Origin of the sequence: Acinetobacter sp. AOR12_HL (genome assembly GCF_027855275.1) — a bacterium.
Lineage (GTDB): Bacteria > Pseudomonadota > Gammaproteobacteria > Pseudomonadales > Moraxellaceae > Acinetobacter > Acinetobacter baumannii.
In genome coordinates this window covers 94,262-112,894 of record NZ_JAKTIJ010000041.1, presented here as the reverse complement: position 1 = coordinate 112,894, position 18,633 = coordinate 94,262, and the positions used below count along the sequence as shown (strand labels likewise).

The 18,633-nt window shown below is 34.2% G+C and carries 18 protein-coding genes; 12 read left to right on the top strand and 6 right to left on the bottom strand.

Annotated elements, in window-relative coordinates; genetic code table 11:
- Window positions 1-329: 329 nt before the first annotated feature.
- Window positions 330-497, top strand: a complete 168-nt coding sequence (locus tag MKL36_RS18710) for an ABZJ_00068 family colistin stress protein (protein ID WP_000938939.1) — start codon at window positions 330-332, stop codon at window positions 495-497.
- Here MKL36_RS18710 and nadC read toward each other — a convergent pair.
- Window positions 494-1,339, bottom strand: a complete 846-nt coding sequence (gene nadC, locus MKL36_RS18705) for a carboxylating nicotinate-nucleotide diphosphorylase (protein WP_000026927.1) — start codon at window positions 1,337-1,339, stop codon at window positions 494-496. The genes MKL36_RS18710 and nadC overlap by 4 nt on opposite strands.
- A gap of 171 nt (window positions 1,340-1,510) precedes the next feature.
- Between nadC and ampD the strand changes: the two genes are divergently transcribed.
- The gene (ampD, locus tag MKL36_RS18700) at window positions 1,511-2,080 is read left to right on the top strand and encodes a 1,6-anhydro-N-acetylmuramyl-L-alanine amidase AmpD (RefSeq protein WP_000810005.1); all 570 of its coding nucleotides are present in this window, start codon (window positions 1,511-1,513) and stop codon (window positions 2,078-2,080) included.
- A gap of 72 nt (window positions 2,081-2,152) precedes the next feature.
- The gene (gene murJ / locus MKL36_RS18695; RefSeq protein WP_169538965.1) at window positions 2,153-3,703 is read left to right on the top strand and encodes a murein biosynthesis integral membrane protein MurJ; all 1,551 of its coding nucleotides are present in this window, start codon (window positions 2,153-2,155) and stop codon (window positions 3,701-3,703) included.
- A 45-nt stretch (window positions 3,704-3,748) separates the two neighbouring features.
- On the opposite strand, the gene MKL36_RS18690 is transcribed toward murJ, so the two are convergent.
- From MKL36_RS18690 to MKL36_RS18670, 5 genes are all read right to left on the bottom strand, one after another.
- Window positions 3,749-4,444, bottom strand: coding sequence for an FKBP-type peptidyl-prolyl cis-trans isomerase (locus tag MKL36_RS18690; protein ID WP_000724220.1), 696 nt, complete (start codon window positions 4,442-4,444; stop codon window positions 3,749-3,751).
- 49 nt (window positions 4,445-4,493) lie between these two features.
- Window positions 4,494-5,216 carry an FKBP-type peptidyl-prolyl cis-trans isomerase gene (locus tag MKL36_RS18685; protein WP_000030410.1) on the bottom strand — a complete coding sequence of 241 codons (723 nt, stop codon included), beginning with the start codon at window positions 5,214-5,216 and terminating at the stop codon, window positions 4,494-4,496.
- Window positions 5,217-5,409: 193 nt separating this feature from the next.
- Window positions 5,410-7,605: a polysaccharide biosynthesis tyrosine autokinase gene (locus tag MKL36_RS18680; protein WP_004735643.1), complete on the bottom strand. Its 2,196-nt coding sequence runs from the start codon at window positions 7,603-7,605 to the stop codon at window positions 5,410-5,412.
- Between the two features lie 21 nt (window positions 7,606-7,626).
- On the bottom strand, window positions 7,627-8,055 hold the full coding sequence (locus MKL36_RS18675; protein WP_002050525.1) for a low molecular weight protein-tyrosine-phosphatase: 429 nt from the start codon (window positions 8,053-8,055) through the stop codon (window positions 7,627-7,629).
- A 1-nt stretch (window position 8,056) separates the two neighbouring features.
- Window positions 8,057-9,199 (bottom strand): polysaccharide biosynthesis/export family protein, encoded by a 1,143-nt coding sequence (locus MKL36_RS18670; RefSeq protein ID WP_001190673.1) that lies wholly within the window; start codon window positions 9,197-9,199, stop codon window positions 8,057-8,059.
- Window positions 9,200-9,361: 162 nt separating this feature from the next.
- Here MKL36_RS18670 and tviB point away from each other — a divergent pair, with 162 nt between their 5' ends.
- The 9 genes from tviB to galU are packed head-to-tail and all read left to right on the top strand — an operon-like array spanning window position 9,362 to window position 18,620.
- Window positions 9,362-10,639, top strand: a complete 1,278-nt coding sequence (gene tviB, locus MKL36_RS18665; RefSeq protein ID WP_046889914.1) for a Vi polysaccharide biosynthesis UDP-N-acetylglucosamine C-6 dehydrogenase TviB — start codon at window positions 9,362-9,364, stop codon at window positions 10,637-10,639.
- Between the two features lie 2 nt (window positions 10,640-10,641).
- Window positions 10,642-11,931, top strand: a complete 1,290-nt coding sequence (locus tag MKL36_RS18660) for an oligosaccharide flippase family protein (RefSeq protein WP_147506178.1) — start codon at window positions 10,642-10,644, stop codon at window positions 11,929-11,931.
- The gene (locus MKL36_RS18655; protein WP_071212459.1) at window positions 11,931-12,878 is read left to right on the top strand and encodes a glycosyltransferase family 2 protein; all 948 of its coding nucleotides are present in this window, start codon (window positions 11,931-11,933) and stop codon (window positions 12,876-12,878) included. The genes MKL36_RS18660 and MKL36_RS18655 overlap by 1 nt, the downstream gene beginning before the upstream one ends.
- Window positions 12,879-12,884: 6 nt before the next feature.
- Window positions 12,885-14,267: an O-antigen polysaccharide polymerase Wzy gene (gene wzy / locus MKL36_RS18650; protein ID WP_071212458.1), complete on the top strand. Its 1,383-nt coding sequence runs from the start codon at window positions 12,885-12,887 to the stop codon at window positions 14,265-14,267.
- Window positions 14,268-14,271: 4 nt separating this feature from the next.
- Window positions 14,272-15,213 carry a glycosyltransferase family 2 protein gene (locus MKL36_RS18645; RefSeq protein ID WP_071212457.1) on the top strand — a complete coding sequence of 314 codons (942 nt, stop codon included), beginning with the start codon at window positions 14,272-14,274 and terminating at the stop codon, window positions 15,211-15,213.
- Window positions 15,214-15,218: 5 nt separating this feature from the next.
- Window positions 15,219-16,253 (top strand): glycosyltransferase family 4 protein, encoded by a 1,035-nt coding sequence (locus tag MKL36_RS18640; RefSeq protein ID WP_097355170.1) that lies wholly within the window; start codon window positions 15,219-15,221, stop codon window positions 16,251-16,253.
- A gap of 5 nt (window positions 16,254-16,258) precedes the next feature.
- Window positions 16,259-17,095, top strand: coding sequence for a glycosyltransferase (locus tag MKL36_RS18635; RefSeq protein ID WP_097355171.1), 837 nt, complete (start codon window positions 16,259-16,261; stop codon window positions 17,093-17,095).
- Window positions 17,096-17,099: 4 nt separating this feature from the next.
- On the top strand, window positions 17,100-17,720 hold the full coding sequence (locus MKL36_RS18630) for a sugar transferase (protein ID WP_004735659.1): 621 nt from the start codon (window positions 17,100-17,102) through the stop codon (window positions 17,718-17,720).
- Between the two features lie 24 nt (window positions 17,721-17,744).
- Entirely contained in the window at window positions 17,745-18,620 is an 876-nt protein-coding gene (gene galU, locus MKL36_RS18625; protein ID WP_083040540.1) for a UTP--glucose-1-phosphate uridylyltransferase GalU, read from the top strand.
- Window positions 18,621-18,633: the final 13 nt, after the last annotated feature.

Here is an 18,633-nt window from a genome sequence, read left to right as displayed (position 1 = left end):
TTATCGTTTATTCATCCAGTGGAAGTAGCTAATTCGTTACTTTGGTTTCGCCCAAAGTAACCAAATGCATTTGTCATCTACAAAACCTGTTCTCTTTCTGCATATATCTGATTTATTGCAAAAACAATATATTTATAGATTTTGGGCAGGTTGTAGATGACATCTCACACAATCTAATGTTGGGAAATATAAATGAAGAGAGGCAATAACTTGTCGTATAGATGAATAATAAAAATAAAGGCTTACCTTTTGTAACAGAATCTCCTAAGCCTGGTCATATTTATCTTTTACCTTGAAACCCTAATTTTTTAAAGTGATGGGGAAAATTTATGCTACAAGGTTTTATTGTATTATTAGCAGTAGTTACATTTGTTTTAATGGCTGCCGATCCACGGGATAGTGGGGCACAAGCGACTCAGTCAGCATGGCAAAAAACACAAGCGGCAGACATGACCAAGTCGCAAAAAAATACCAATAATGATGCTGATTTTATTTAGGCATTAAAACGCATTGATAAATCAACGGCTTTGACATCTTTAGTCAACACGCCCATAGAAATATAGTCGACACCAGTAGTCGCTACTTCGCGTAAGTTTTCAATAGTGATATTGCCCGAAGCTTCGAGTTTACAGCGACCCGCCACGTGTTTTACAGCATCAATCATTTGTTGTTGGCTAAAGTTGTCGAGCATGACAATGTCCGCACCTGCTTCAAGCGCTTGGTTTAGCTCATCCCAAGTTTCAACTTCGACTTCAACAGGTTTACCAGGCGCAATTTGATGTGCTTTTGCAATCGCTTGGGCAATACCGCCCGCTGCCATAATATGATTTTCTTTAATTAAGAATGCATCAAATAAACCGAGGCGGTGATTTTGTCCGCCACCGACGGTTACGGCATATTTTTGTGCAATACGTAAGCCCGGTAAAGTTTTACGTGTATCGAGAAGTTTGGTATTTAAACCTTCAAGATGCTGAACATATTCAGCAGTTTTTGTTGCAACAGCTGATAATGTTTGAATAAAGTTTAAAGCAGGGCGCTCTACAGTCAGTAAGCTACGTGCAGAACCAGCAAGCTTTAAAAAGGCTTCATTTGCAGCAACACGGTCACCTTCTTGTTTTAACCAAGTCACCTGTACAGTGTTGTCATAAGCTGAGATGAGCGCATTCACCCAAGGCTGTCCAGCTAAAACCATATCTTCACGGCTAATAATAGTTGCGGTAGCCTGTTCATCTTCAGGTGTGAGCATGGCGGTAATGTCACCGTCCCCAATATCTTCTTGTAATGCTTGTTGAATATTGATTTGAATTGACTGTTCAAGCAAAGACTGAGGTATGCTCATACGGTTTCCATTTTGTCGATGACCCTAAAACTTGCGATATATTAGCACCGTCGACTTTAAAAATAAGCTGTTTTATCAGATTAATCGCGATAAACAATCATGCTGACTACTCTGAAAAGCAATTAACTGTTTTAAACTAAAACAATTGGCAAGCAATTTATTGGCATCTCAATGAAGCAAATCACACCGTATGAAGTTATAGATGGACAATTAAAAGGCGCGAGACAAGTACCTTCTCCAAATTTTAACCAGCGTCCCGCTGGTACCGAAATACAAATGATTGTGGTTCATAATATTAGCTTGCCGCCTTCTCAGTTTGGGGGAGGCTATATTGAACAGTTTTTCCAGAATAAATTAGATTGGTCCGTTCATCCCTATTTTCAGACTATTGAAGGTATGCAAGTCTCTACACACCTGTTAATTTTACGAACAGGTGAAGTCCTACAGTTTGTTAACTTTAATGATCGTGCATGGCATGCAGGGCGTTCAAGCTACTTAGCCAAAGTTGAATGCAATGATTATTCAATTGGTATTGAGCTTGAAGGAAGTGATGATTTACCTTTTGAAGACGTACAATATGAAGTGCTAACTGACGTTGTTACTGCTATTCGTCAGGCCTATCCTGAAATTAAAAACCATATTGCAGGGCATTCAGACATTGCACCGGGCCGAAAAACCGATCCGGGACCTTATTTTAAATGGCAGCACTTTAGGCAGTTGTTAGCACAGAAAAAAACTTGAGTTCATTCATCATTTCACAACGAAAAGATTTTCTAGTTTCATTACAATAGCGACTTTCGAATATAGCTGTAGGTGAGTACGATGGCATTATGGCGATCGACTTTTATTGTCAGTGCGATGACGATGTTGTCACGGGTATTGGGCTTAGTACGAGATGTCGTATTGCTCAACGTGTTTGGTGCGGGTAAAGATTTCGATACCTTCGTTGTGGCTTTTCGTATTCCCAACTTCTTTCGACGGTTGTTTGCCGAAGGGGCTTTTTCACAGGCTTTTATTCCGGTATTGACCGAATATAAAACAGGTCGTGCGCATGCAGAAGTGCAGATCTTAATTAGTCGAGTATTTGGTTGTTTGCTGACAGTCATGACGTTACTGACTTTTGTGGCTATGGTTTTAGCTCCAGCAATTATCTATATGTATGCGCCGGGCTTCCATAATGACCCTGAAAAGTTTGATTTAGCGGTCAGTATGTTCCGTCTGACCATTCCCTATTTAATGTTTATGTCGCTTACGGCTTTTGCCAGCAGCATCTTAAACAGTTATGGCTCGTTTGCCTCGCCAGCTTTTTCACCTGTTTTACTGAACGTAGCAATGATTGCAGGTGCTTGGTGGCTTACACCGTATATGGCTGAGCCAATCAAAGCTTTAGGTTGGTCAGTTGTTGCGGCTGGTATTTTACAGTTAGCGATACAAATTCCTGAGTTATGGCGTAAAAACTTACTGATTCCACCGAAAGTTGATTTTAAACATGAAGGTGTAGAACGTATTTTAAAATTAATGCTTCCAGCATTATTTGGTGTATCTGTGACTCAGATTAACCTATTGCTAAATACGATTTGGGCATCTTTTATGCAAGATGGTTCAGTATCTTGGCTCTACAGTGCCGAACGTATGACTGAGTTACCTTTAGGATTAATCGGTGTTGCGATTGGTACAGTGATTTTACCCTCACTGTCAGCACGTCATGCTGAACAAGACCAAGCGAAGTTTCGCAGTATGATCGATTGGGCAGCAAAAGTGATTGTGTTGGTTGGTTTGCCAGCAAGTATTGCTTTATTTATGCTTTCTACACCGATTATTCAGGCATTGTTCCAACGTGGTGAGTTTGATTTACGCGATACACAAATGACAGCACTTGCATTGCAATGTATGAGTGCAGGCGTAATTTCCTTTATGTTAATTAAAGTATTTGCACCAGGTTTCTATGCGCAGCAAGATACAAAAACACCGGTCCGTGTGGGTTTAATGTCGGTTGCTGCCAATGCGATTTTAAACGTTGTATTTATTGGATTTTTTAAACTAATCAATTGGCATGCAGAGCATATGGCGCTTGCATTAGCCTCTTCTGGTTCAGCTTTAGTAAATGCAGGTTTGCTCTATTTTTATCTACATAAGCGTAATATTTTCCGATTTGGTGCACATTGGAAAAAACTGGCACTTCAATATGGTTTGGCTAACCTTGCGATGATTGCAGCACTTTGGTTCGGGTTAAATTGGTATAACGGTGAACTCTCTCAATGGATTCGTGTTGCAGAGGTAGTCGGTTTATGCGTTGTAGGGGTGATCGCTTACTTAATTGGCTTATTACTGACAGGCTTTAGACCGAGAGATTTAAAACACTAAAATAAAAAAGCGATCAATTTAGATCGCTTTTTTTATCTTCGAAAATTATTTTGGCAAAACTTGTAGCAACTCAATATCAAAAATTAAAGTACTATTTGGACCGATACTATCCCCAGCGCCAACTTCACCATAAGCAAGTTTTGCTGGAATGAAGAAACGGGTTTTACCGCCCTCTTTCATAGTTTGTAAGCCTTCGGTCCATCCAGCGATCACTTGATTTAACTGGAAATCAACAGGGTGATTACGTGCAATTGAGCTATCAAATACAGTTCCGTCGAGTAAACGTCCTTCATAGTTTACTTTTACACGAGAGGTGGCTTTAGGTGTTTTACCAGTGCCTTCTTTTAATACCTGATATTGCAGACCTGATTTAGTCGTAATCACACCAGATTTTTTAGCATTTTCTGCCAGAAAAGCTGCACCAGCCTGAGCGTTTTGTTGACCTTGTTTTTGAAATTCGACTAGCTGTTTAGCTTCTAATGTTTTCTTATAATCATTAATTGCTTTCGCCATTTCTTCATCAGTTAGGCGTGCTGTCTTATTTTGAGCACCTTCTTGTAAACCTTGGTAAAAAATATCAAGATTTAAATCTGTTAACGCATCAGTATTATTACGGCCCATTAAATAACCATAACTATAACTAAATTGATCTTTTGCCGGGCTTTTATTTGTTATCGGTGCAGCAGCAAAAACAGATAAGCTCATCGTTGACGCTGCAATAACCAAACTGATTTTTTTCATGTCTTTTTCCAAAAAAACAGGAGAGTATAACGACTCTCCTGGATTGTTATTATTTCACTGAAATGAGTTCTACATCAAAAATCAGTGTACTGTTTGCTGGAATTCCAGGAAGCTCTTGTGGGCCATATGCAAGATTTGATGGTATGAAGAAAGTCGCTTTTCCACCTTCTTTCATGAGTTGAAGACCTTCAGTCCAACCCGGAATGACCTGGTTAAGCGGGAATTCTACTGGTTGACCACGCTTATAAGAACTATCGAAAACCTGTCCATTAATTAAGCGGCCTTCATAATGTACTTTAACAATAGACTGAGCAGTTGGCTGTTTACCAGTACCTTCTTTAGTAATGATATATTGCAAACCTGATGCAGTAGTTTTTACGCCAGCTTTCGTTTTGTTTTCTGCAAGGAACTGAGCATCTGCAGAGTCAGCAGTTGTACCCGCTTGCTCAGGTTTGTCTTGATGCTGCATTTTTTGTTGTAACTCTTTTTCATAAGCAGCAACGGCAGCTTTTAAATCTTCTTGAGTATAAGCACTAGGCTGCTTATTACGCGCATCATGGATCCCTTGAACAAATGCTTTCGTATCCAGTTCAGGAGGAGTTTGCTGAGCAACTTCATACCCAAGAACATAACTGATTTTTTGAATTGGAGAAGCATTTTTGTCTGCTTTACGTCCGACTTCTGTGGTCGGATGTTGAGTTGCATAATATACAGGTACAAGTGCAGCACCGCCTAAAACTACAGCGACAGCAATGGGTAAGGCTTTACTCATAAAAGGTTCCAAAAATAATCATTTGAGTCTAAAAGGCTGCTTCGATCTTAGCATGCTTCGACTTAAGCATAGAATGTTTAACAAAAAAAACGAGTGGTTTTTTATATATTTTAGTTAGTTTTAATGTGGCAAAACTTAAAAAGCAAATAAAAAAACCGGATCATTTGATCCGGCTTTTTAAGAAAACTCTTAATTAATCTTCTTTTTGTGCTTTATATGCATAAGCATAGTTATAGCCATAACCACCGCCGCCAGAGCGTTGAATATCATTAAGGATAAAGCCATTCACTTTAACACCAGCTTGTTCAAAGCGGTTAACTGTTAATTCAAGCTCTTTCATATGAGACTTAGCATAACGAGCAACAATTAAGTTCACGCCAGTGTACTGAGAAATAATAATACCATCAGTTACTGCAAGCACTGGTGGAGTATCAATAATGATATGGTCATATTGAGTTTGGAACTTCTCTAGTAAGTCTTTGAACTGGGTAGAGCTCAACATTTCTGAAGGGTTGGTTGGACTCTTACCACGGGTAATCACGTCGAGATTCGCAACTTGCGTTTTATGTAAAACTTGTGTCAAGTCAGCTTGGCCACTTAGTAATTCAGAAAGACCAGGTTTCACGTCAACATCGAAGTATTTATGCATATAACCACGACGCATATCAGCATCAATCAGTAATACACGTTTATTCCCTTGTGCGAAAATAGTCGCTAAGTTAGTTGAAATAAATGATTTACCGACTTCTGGAGACGGGCCAGCAATCATAATAATATTATTTTTTGCATTTGCTAATGCAAAGTGAATAGCTGTACGGATACTGCGTAAGCTCTCAATGGCAATATCATCACTATTTTTAACCGCAAGAATAGGAATACTCTTCTTCTTCTTTAAAATCTTGATACGGCTTTCTTGAATTGGAGAACGAGGTACAGTTGCATAAACTGGTAAATCTAATTCATTTTCAATTTGAGTTGAATCATTAACTCCGCTACGCATCATATTACGTAATAATGCAATTAATACACCGATAAAACCACCAACAAAAATAGAAAGTATTAGAACAATTAATTTCTTAGGTTTAATAGGTTTAACAGGTTCTACAGCAGTATCAATAATGCGAACATTACCAATCTCACCTGCATTAGCAATTTTAAGCTGTTGATAACTGTTTAGTAACGACGTATAGAGCTCTGTGTTTACTTTTACATCACGATATAGTTGTAAATATAAACGTTGTGTTTCAGGAAGTTGAGTTAAACGATTATTAAGATCAGCAATCTTTTTATTAATCTCTGTAATTTGTGCATCGATTTGACGGATTAATGGATGATCATTGGTATATTTAGCAGAAAGCTCAGCTTGTTTCTGTTGTAGCTCGATTTTAAGCTTTTCTAAATCAATATTTTGCTTAAGTAATAGCTCCGACTCAGCATTTACATCGACTGTTTTATACTTTTCACGAAATTGGTTAAACTTGATCTCAGAATCTTCTAGCTGCTTTCGAAGCTCTGGTAATTGTTTCTCAAGAAAAGCTAAAGTTTGTTTAGATTCTAAAGACTTTCGCTCAATGTTTTGTTGGTGATAAACAGTTAGAACATTATTTAGTACTTGTGTAATGTGCTCAGGATCTTGACCTAGATAATTTAAACCAATAACACCAGTCACTTTACCTTTTTCAGCAACACTATAGATATCATTAAAATTTTTAACGGCTGTTGGTAGAGCGAGTTTAGTTAAAGTATAGCTTTGTTCTTTCAGGTTACCTTGAGCATTAAGTTGTACCTGCCAAAGACCTCTATTTGTATTTAGTATATTTTTTTTGTTTAATTGACCATTAAATACAACTTGATCTTTGTATGTTAAAGTGAATTGATTTGCACCTTTGAACTCTAACTTTAAGGGTTTATCTAAATAATATTCAGGTACTTTAAGTTCTCGTATGATCAAATTATTATTTTGATTACTGTACAGTACAGATTCATGACGATACTCAAGTCTACTCTTATCTTGTGAAATTAACTTGTCGATCAATCCTGATTGGTTATCTTTGACGTTAATATCAAGATTAAGATTCTGAATGACTTGTCCTAAAACCATTCTAGAACGAAGAATCTCTATTTCTGGATCAGCTGGTGATTTTTGAGATAGACCTCCACTGACTTTAGAAAGGTCACCAAGCAAAGCAGCAGAGGCAGCGCCTTTACTGTCCTCAACTTGTACCATTGCATCTACAGAATAAGTATCTGGCGTTATCCGTAAGTATAGCAAGGCACAAATTAAACTTAAGACCACGCAGCATGCTATGATTTTCCACTGTGCAATCAATGAAAAGAATAACTCTTTTAAATCGATGCTATCTTCGCTAGTTTTAGAGTTTTGGTTCATAAATTTACAACTAATATACAATTATAATTGAGTGCGCCAATCTTGCACATAGCTTTGAATGTTGCGGCAAGTCTGATCAAAAAAAGCTTGGTCATGCTGATAGGGGTCAGGTATATTTTGCCCTTGCCAATGGCCAAGCCTAAAAATTTTACCCTTAGCAAATGGCCAAGTTTGTTCAATATGCTTTTGCTGATTATTGCTCATTACTAAAATCAAATCATTTTGTTTGATCAATTCAGCACTGAGCTGGCGAGCCACGTGTGGTCTCATATCAATATTCAACTGATCCATACAATGAATCGCTTTGTCATCTGCAGTATGACCTACTAGGGCTGAAATACCAGCAGATGAGATATTTAATGTAGGATGTTGGGCCTTTAAAAAGTATTCTGCCATTGGACTGCGGCAAATATTACCTACACAGACTACTAAGATATTTTGTAACTGCATTCTAGTTTTTACCCAATTGATCAAATGTATAGAGTGCACTTGAGAATGGTACAATCTGGTTCATAATACGCTGCCAGCGTGTTAAACCAGTTGCATCAATATAAACAATATCATTTTTTTGCATTTGGAATTGATTAGATAATGCAAGGTTACCAATACTACTCAAATTGAGCTGATAGATTGTTGATCTTTTTGTTTGTAAATCTGTACGCATGACATAAATACGAGCTGCACTTGCCGAGTATGGATTAACACCTTCACTCTCGCCCAATACATCACTTAGGGTCATTCCCTGATCTCGTAATGGAATTGCTGAACTTTTATTAGACTCACCCATAACATAGAGTTTTTGATTTTGTTTAGTATTTACATAAATTGTATCATTGGGTTGGACTAATAATTTGTGTAGTGAATAACCTTGTTTCTCAAGTGCAACGACATTTAAATTATAAACTTCGCCATTACGAATGAGTTGAATATCAGTATTATCACCAGACTCTTGATTTACACCTCCAGCCATACTTAAGGCTGTATAAATACTAATTGGTTGATCATCTAAAGTGTATTGTCCACTTTTCATAACCTGACCATTAACAAAATAGCGTTTAGCTTGATATGACAACACGCGAACTACAACATCAGGTGTTTTTAAATACTTAGCAAATTGACTTCGTAAATATTTATTGGTCTCAGCCAGTGTTTTCCCTGCAATGTGAACTTGGCCTACAAGTGGTAACTGTACATTTCCTGCAGAATCAATAGGGTATCCAAATGCTTTAATATCAGTAGAGGCACCTTGAATAGGAGGAGTAATTTCAGGATAAGCCCAAAGCTGAATAGATAAAACATCCCCAGCACTTAAGCGGTATTGATAAAAAGGAGTATTAAATAAGGCGCTTATATTTCCTTGTGGACGCAAAGCCTCAGAACTAATCTTTGGAATATTGTTTTGGGTGAGTTGAACAACAGAAACCTCTGCGCCTTGTTCTGTTTTAAAAGTACCTTGTTCAGGTAAGTCGTAAGTTTGTAAGCCTGAGGTGACTGCACATCCTGTAAACGAAAGTGAAATGGCTAAAAATAATAATGTGCTTTGGTGCTTCACATTCAAACCCTTTATTGTTTGTAATCCAATGATACTTTGCATGAAGACATTGGATTGTAGTCTATAATTAACCCAAATCATACTTTATTTGCCAAGCAGTGATTGTATATTTCGAGAAAATTTTGTTTAAAGTCTGCTATATTAACGTAGTAGGTCGTATCCATGATGTTTCTCCATTTAAAATTAAATGGTTAGGTTTTATATATGTTTCAACTTGAGCAACTAAAAATAGCAATTATCGGCTTAGGGTATGTTGGATTACCTTTGGCAGTTGAATTTGGTAAACATAAACCTACAATCGGATTTGATATAAATGAAAATCGGATATTAGAGTTAAAAAACGGATATGACCATACATTAGAAGTGACTTCTGATGAGTTAAAACACGTACAGCATTTGTCGTATACAGCACATATTCAAGACTTACAGAATATAAACTTTTTCATTGTCACTGTGCCAACACCCATTGACGATTTTAAACAACCTGACTTGACCCCTCTCATAAAAGCATCCCAAAGCATTGCTAAAGTTCTAAAAAAAGGCGATATCGTTGTTTATGAGTCAACGGTTTATCCTGGTGCGACAGAAGAGGTTTGTATACCCGAATTAGAAAAACATTCCGGTTTAAATTTTAATAAAGATTTCTTTGTGGGATATAGTCCAGAACGTATTAATCCTGGTGATAAACAACGACGTGTCACTAATATTTTAAAAATTACCTCAGGTTCGACTCCAGAGGTCGCTGACTATGTTGATCAAGTATATAATTTAATTATTGAGGCGGGTACACATAAGGCCCCGAGTATCAAAGTCGCTGAGGCTGCTAAAGTCATTGAAAATACACAAAGAGATGTGAATATCGCTTTAATCAATGAGTTGGCTCTGATTTTTAATAAAATGGGTATCGATACAGAAGATGTACTCAAGGCAGCAGGTACAAAATGGAATTTTTTAAACTTTAGACCTGGTTTAGTTGGTGGTCATTGTATTGGTGTTGATCCGTATTATTTAACGCATAAAGCAGAGTCAATTGGTTTACATCCAGAAATTATTTTGGCAGCTCGTCGCTTAAATGATCGTATGGGTGAATATGTTGCAACCCAATTGATCAAAGAAATGGTAAAGAAACGTATCCAAGTTGTTGGTGCTCGTATATTAATTTTAGGTTTGAGTTTTAAAGAGAACTGCCCAGATATACGAAATACTAAGATTGTAGATATGGTTAAAGCACTAAAAGAATACGATTTAGATCTTGATATCTATGATCCTTGGGTAGATAGTGCTGAGGTTGAAGCAGAGTATGGGTTAGCTCCAATCATGGAATTAAAACAAGGTCGGTATGACGCTATCGTAATTGCAGTTGCACATGATCAGTTTAAGGTAATGAGTACTGAAGACTTTCATTCTTTAGGTAAAAAAAAGCATGTCCTTTATGATTTAAAGCATGTTCTTAATAAAGTAGATGCAGATTTAAGACTATAGCAATGGTATTAATCGGGAAGTTAAAGAACAAAGTATTTGCCAATTCTGTTTGGATGATGTCTGAAAAACTAATTTCAATTTTTGGTTTAATCTTTGTTACCTCATTTGTTGCAAAGTATATAGGTCCTGAAAACTTTGGAAAGCTAACCTTTGCAAGTTCAATTTTTGCGATCATTCAAACAATTGCAATGTTTGGATCGGAAAATATTATTTTTCAAAAAACCTCTAAAAACAAAAAAATAGGTGAATATATAATTGATTCCACAAAAATAATTAGAGATATTCTGTATCTCAGTTTTTCGTCGCTTACATTGTTTTATATTTATTATGCTACTGATTATCTAACTTTTGTATTTTCACTTGCGACAAGTGTGGCGATTTATTTTGCTGTTCACGATGTATATTTAATATATTTTAATGCAATTTTGCAATCTAAAATAAATGCATATTGTAATATTTTAGCTTTAATTATTTCATTAATTATAAGATATTGCATTGCAAAATTTCAGCTAGCAGTAGAGTTATTATGTGTTCCGATAATAATGATTACCTTAGTACCTTTTTTTATTAGAAAATATTTGTATGCACGGAAAAAAGTGAGTGAAAGTGATATTGTAGTAGAAAAAATTAAGCGTTATCGAAAATTTATGTTGGGTGTGGGGCGTAAACTTGCTTTCTACTCACTTTCAGTTGCAATTTTTACAAAAACATCGCAGTTATTTCTAGGTATTAAGTCCCAATATGATTTGGGTATTTATACTGTAGCAATGACATTGGGGAATAGTTTCTATTTTGTTTTGGTTGCAATAATTTCTTCATATTTTACACAAGTTTATGTTGAGAAGGATTTTGAAAAAAGCCAAAATATGGTTGCTAAGCTAAGTTTGGTTATCATTTTAATCTGTCTGTTAGTAATGGTTATTTTTTCTTTAACAGGACATTATATTATTGAATGGTTATATGGCAAGCAATATACAAGTGTAAATAATATTCTAATATTTACAGTATTTGTTACGTTATTTTCAGGGCTTTCCACAATTGCGGAGAAGTATTTGTTGAAATTTAATGCATATGACTATTTGAAGAAAAAAACACTTTATTTAGTTGTCTTTAATATCATACTAACAGCTTTTTTTGTTCATTTTTGGGGTTTAAATGGTGCAGTTTTTGCCATTTTAACTACAGAAATTATGTCATTTTCTATATTTAACTATTTTTATAAAGATAGAATCATACTCGATGTTCAAAAGAGAATTTTTTTACCTTCCACTTATAGAAAAGAGTACAACTAATGATAATTTTAAGTATAATTGTTCCTATATATAAAGTAGAAGAATATATTGTTGAGTGTATTGAGAGTATATGTAATCAATTGATCAGTGGCGTAGAGATTATTTTGATTAATGATGGTACGCCTGATAGATCTATGGCTTTAGCACGTAATTATATTGCTCAGAAATATCCTCATTTTGAAAAACAATTTGTTTTTATTGATCAAAAAAACCAAGGACAAAGCGTTGCTAGAAATAATGCATTAAAAATAGCAAAGGGTGAGTATGTTGGATTTTTGGATTCAGACGATTATTTATTACCAAACTATTTTTATGAATTAATAAAAGTTATAAATGAGAAAAAAGTAGAAATAATTCATTTTAATGCTAAACAATATGATACAGATAAAGGTTATGTTGAGAATATTTGTTTTGTTACACATAGTAAAATTTCAATAAATGATGAATCCTACAGAGAAAAGTTGTTTTTACAGTCTTATTGGTATCCTTGGTTAAGAGTTATCAAAAAAGACCTTCTAAGTAAATTCGCTTTTGATATTAATGTGTATATGGAAGATAAGCTGTATTTTCCAAAAATTTATTACTTTGCAAATGGTCTAGAAATTTTTGAATTGCAAAAAGAACTTATTTGCTACAGACATAGAGAGGGTAGTTCAATTAGAAGTGGGTATCCAGCACCTCTTCTAAATGGAATTGACTTAGGGATAAAGAAATTTATACCAACAAATAAATATCCTCTTTATTCTATTATTTATAATCAATTTTTATCTCAAAAAATATCAATAATGATAGATAGAGGGCAAAGTTTGTCTACAGTCTATTCATTTGTTATTAGTGAGGAGGCGAATATTAAGTTAAATTATAGAGTTAGTTATAAGATTTTTTTGTTAAAGTATTTTCCTTTTATCTATCTAGTGTTATTAAAGTTAAAAAAGAAATGGGTGTGAAAGAATATGGATATGGTTTTTAAAAATAATAAAATAATAGCAACTGTAATTTTTTTAACATTTAATATTGTTTGTATTTTATTTTACTTTTTTGGAATTTTTAATGACTTAAGTGATAGCTTCTATCATAAGTTTTGTGAATTTTTATATATATTAAACTTTGCCCTAATCCCCTTTTTGTTTTATATTTATAGGGTGAAAATATTTTCTCCTCAAGGCTTGTTTTATATATCAAGTTGTTTGTTTGCTTTAGGTAGAGTTTTTTTAAGTTTTTTTGGTTTATATCGAGATTACTATGAATTGTATTGGGGGCAGCTTTTTTATTTTAATAATTTAGATTTTTTTGAGAGTTTAATATTTTGGCAATTATCGTTATCTTCTTTTATATTAGGTAGCTTGATTTTTTCTACTCGGTTAGAGTTTAATATACAATTAAGCAATTTGAATTATAAAAAAACATTTTATATTTTAAACTTTTTAAGTGCAACTATACTTTTTATTTTATGGTTTCCAATATCCTATGAAATGATTTCAATGTTTATGGTAGCTGGTTATGAAGGGTTGTATACAGGTCAGGCGGATTATAGTTTTGGTGCTCAACGTATAGCAAGTTTACTTCTCCCTATAATGGTAGCAACCGGTGTTTTATGCAATAATAAAAGAAGTTTATATTTTTCTTTATTTATTCTGTTTTTATATATATTAGTAAATCTATTTGTTGGTCAAAGAGCACTTTTATTTGTTTGGGTATTAATTTGTTTATGGATGTATAATTTAATAACAAAAAGAGATTTACCTTTTTTTAAAATTTCATTACTGGGTATTTCTTTAATGATTTTTGCACAATTTTTAGAAAGCTTTAGAGGAGGTCGAAGCGACTTTGGTTTAGAAAATCCTCTATCAAAATTTATTTATGTACAAAGTCTAACTTATATATTGCCATCAATAGTAAATAGTTTACATGCAGAATGGCCTCCATTGACTTATGTAACAATGTTTTTTCCTGTAGCTGGTTTGTTTTCATCGTTAGGTTTAGTGACAGGAAGCCAAAATTATAATTCAGGCGCTTTTTTTGCTTATACATTAAATAACTCTTTATTTGATAATGGGTTTGGTTTAGGGTGGTCTGTTTTTTTAGACTTGTATATTTTAAGTGGACGTAATTATTTGTTATTAAGTTTTTTTTCTTTTATATTAGGATTAGTTTTTTGTTATTTAATAGAAAAATCTAAAAAAAATGTATTGTTTTTATACATATTATTGTCTTCGCTTCCTACTTTTATGTTCGCACCACGGAGTTTGATGTATTCTATTAGTTCTGGTTTAATTTATTCATTTGTCTGTTTCCTCCTTATTTTTATTTTTGTTATTGTTATTAAAAAGAGATAGTTAAATGACTTTTGAGCAGCCTTTAATAAGTGTTTTGATTCCAGTTTACAATGTAGAGGCTTTTGTTAATGAAGCTGTTCTTTCAATTTGTAATCAGACATATAAAAATCTTGAGATAATTGTAGTTGATGACTGTTCCACTGATAATACATATAATTTAGTTGCTAATTTGGCCAGTATTGATTCAAGAATCAAACTTTATAAAAATAGTAAAAATTCAAAAATAGTAAAAACATTAAATTTTGCATTAGAACAAGCAACTGGAGACTTTGTCGCTAGAATGGATGGTGATGACATTAGTGCTCCAGAAAGATTGGAAAAACAATTAGATTTTTTAATAAAAAATCCTCAATACTTTTTAGTTGGTAGCCATGTAAATACTATAGATTCTAATAATAATGTTATTGGCAGACAAGAAATGCCTATTAAAGATGAAATAATTAATAAGACAATTAAGTATGCTTCTCCAGTTCTTCATATTTGGTTAGCTAAACGTGAAGTTTATAATCAACTGAATGGCTATCGAGAGATTCCTGGTGCTGAAGATTATGATTTTTTATTAAGAATGCATTCCTTAGGCTTACTTTTTACTAATTTGAATAGTTTCGAATATTCTGTACGTATTCGTGATGGAAATACGACATCTACAATTGGTTTTAATCAAAGATTAATGTCAAATTACGTAGTTGATCTTTATAAAATGAGAGTAATCACAGGTCAAGATAATTTCAGCACACTTAATGTACAAGAGTATTTAAAAAAGTATTCTGGATATAAAGAAAACTTTGATAAATCAAATATACTTTTGCAAAAAGCTTTTATGGCTAAAGGACATAAAAAGTTTTTTAAAATGTTTATATTTTTAATTATGTCGGTTTGTAAGTCTAGATTTCAAACTCAATATTTATATAAACGAATAATTTCTAAATTACTTTTAAAGGGATAATTTTCATGAAAGTTCTTTTTATAATTAACTCTTTAAAAAATAAATCTGGTTCTGAGCGTGTGGCTATTGAGTTAGCGAACAAGATGGCGGTAAGTCCTGATTATGATATTACTCTTTTAAATAGAGAGTCGGTTAAAAATTATACCGCTTATCCAACTGCTGAGAATGTAGATGTTATAGCTTTGACTGGTAACTTATTTCAGTTTTACAAAAAACTCAAGATGCATATTTCTGCTTCTGCTTACGATATAGTAATTGTCCATAATATGGGGAAACTGTCACTTTTATGTGCTTTTATCCCAAATGTAACGAAATTGGTTTCTCTAGAACATGTTTCTTTTGTCAGCCGGCCTCAAAAAATACAAATTTTGAGCAAATTACTATATCGAAAAATTGATCAAGTGGTAACACTGACCCAAAATGATAAAGTGCAATTTGATAAGTTTCATTCAAATGTTTTAGTCATTCCTAATTTTTCTCCTTTTCCTATCGCTTCTCAACCGCAAAATAATAATAAACAAATTGTAACGATTGGTCGTTTAACTGATCAGAAAAACTATATCCATTTACTTCAAGCTTGGGAGAAAATATATCAATCTATTCCTGATTGGCAACTCAATATCTATGGCGAAGGTGAGCACAAAGAGATGCTACAAAATTATATCAGCCAGCGCTTTCTTAAAAATGTGAGTTTGAAGGGTAGTACTTCAAATGTAAAAGAAGTTTATGAACGATCTAGTTTTTTTGTAATGTCATCTAAATATGAAGGTCTCCCAATGGTGTTAATAGAAGCTCAGAGCTTTGGTTTACCTATTGTTTCATATAATTGTCCATATGGCCCAAGTGATGTCATTCAAGAAAATCAAAATGGTTTATTAGTGGAAGATCAAAATATTGATAAATTGGCAGAAGCCATTTTAAAACTAGCCTCATCTCCAAATTTATTAGATCGTTTTTCACAAGAATCTTTATTAAATGCTAAAAAATATCAACCTGAACAAATTTTAAAAATTTGGATTGAAAGGGTTTTGAAAGGATAATTTTTATGTTTTCTGTATTAAGTTCTATTTATCACAAAGAGCATCCATCACACTTTAATGCTTGTATGGAAAGTATTTGGGATAATCAAACTTTAAAACCTACAGAAATTATTTTAGTTGAGGATGGGCCTTTAACACCTGAACTTGATGAGGTAATTGCAAAATGGCAAGAAAAACTTGGCAATATTTTACGTGTTAAGAAACTTGAGAAAAATGTAGGTACAGGTAAGGCCAAAAATATTGGTTTGCAAGAATGTACATATGACATTGTATGTATTGTAGATACAGATGATATTTATGTATCGGAGAGATTCGAGAAGCAAATTGAATTTTTAAAGAACAATCCTGAGGTTTCAATTATAGGTGGACAGATTCTCGAATTTGTAGAGGATATTCATACACCTATAGGGATGCGGAAAGTTCCTTTATCAAATGAAGACTTAAAAAATTACGCAAAGAAGCAAAGCCCCTTTAACAATATGACTATTACGTATCGAAAATCACATATTCTTGAAGTAGGAGGCTATCAGCATCATTTATGGATGGAAGACTATAATCTCTTTTTAAGAGTAATTGCTAAAGGCTATAAAATTCAGAACTTAGCTGATGTTTTGGTCTATGCAAGAATTGATAACGGTATGCATGGTCGTCGTAAAGGTTTCCAATATATTAAAAGTGAAAAACAGTTACTAGATTTAAAAAAACAACTAAAGTTACAAAATCCTGTATATGCTAATATGCTGTTTCTGATACGGTCTGCCTTTAGACTGTTGCCAGCAAATATGCTAGGTAAAATTTATAATACCTTTCTTCGTAAAGATATTAAAAAAATGAGTGAATGAAAATATGAAACGCTTAGTAGACATAGTCATTTCTTTAATAGCTCTAACCGTACTGTCGCCAATATTTCTGATAGTTGCTTATAAGGTCCGTAAAAATTTAGGCTCACCCATATTCTTTTATCAAGAAAGACCTGGGAAGGACGGAAAATTATTTAAAATGATTAAGTTCCGTTCGATGAAGGATGCCTTTGACGCGCAGGGGAATCCATTGCCAGATGAGGCTCGTATTACTCCATTTGGGCAGAAGTTGCGTTCTACTAGCTTAGATGAAATGCCACAGCTTATTAATGTCTTAAAAGGTGATATGAGTGTGGTGGGTCCTCGTCCAATGCTTAAAGACTTTGTTGCATTATATTCACCAGAACAAGCACGTCGCTTAGAAGTACGTCCTGGAATGACTGGTTTAGCTCAGGTCAGTGGACGTAATGAACTGGATTATGAAGAACGGTTTAAATGTGACGTTTGGTATGTAGACAATCATAGTGTTTGGGTTGATTTTAAAATCATGTTTAAAACAGTCAAAGTGATGTTAAGACGCGAAGGTATTAATGCACCAGGGCATGTAGGACCATCTTTATTTAAAGGTAATGACGTCCAAGAAAATGTCGACTCATCTGTAAAGTAAATTTTATATCTTGAAATATTTCTTATGATCAAAAAAGCAGTTTTACCAGTAGCTGGTTTAGGTACACGTTTTTTACCCGCAAGTAAGTCAATCCCAAAAGAAATGGTTACGGTAGTTGACCGCCCAGCCATTGAATATGTCGTTCGTGAAGCGGTGGAAGCTGGAGTTGAACAAATTATTTTGGTAACTCACTCTTCAAAAGCATCGATTGAAAACTATTTTGATCGGAACTTTGAGTTGGAGACTACTCTAGAGCAAAAGAAAAAATTTGATTTACTTGCAGAGATTACCCAAATCGTTCCTGCTCATGTGAGTGTGGTAAGCGTAAGACAACCTCAACCTTTAGGTTTAGGGCATGCGGTTTTATGTGCGAAAAGTGTAGTAGGGCAAGATGATTTTGCTGTGTTATTACCAGATGTATTGGTGAAAGATAGCTCAGGGCAGAATGATTTGTCGCGTATGATTTCTCGTTATAATGAATGTCAGGCGGCACAAATTATGGTAGAAGCAGTTCCTAATCACTTAGTAGATCAATACGGTATTGTTGATGTTGCACAAAGTCCAAATGAAGGCGAAAGCATCGCTATGCAGGGCATTATTGAAAAACCTGCAGTGGGTTCTGCACCGTCCAATTTATCTGTTGTTGGTCGTTATGTTTTGCCTGCAAAAATTATGCAATTACTCGAAAATACACCGAAGGGTGCGGGTAATGAAATTCAGTTAACAGATGCAATTGCGATGCTGCAACAAACTGATGTAGTGGAAGCCTATCGTATGCAAGGTCAAACGTTTGATTGTGGTAGTAAGATTGGCTATTTAAAAGCTGTACTACACTATGGAGTTGAACACCCTAAGTTAGGAAATGATTTTAAACAGTTAATTCAGGAACTTAAATTATAAAATTTTGTAGCTT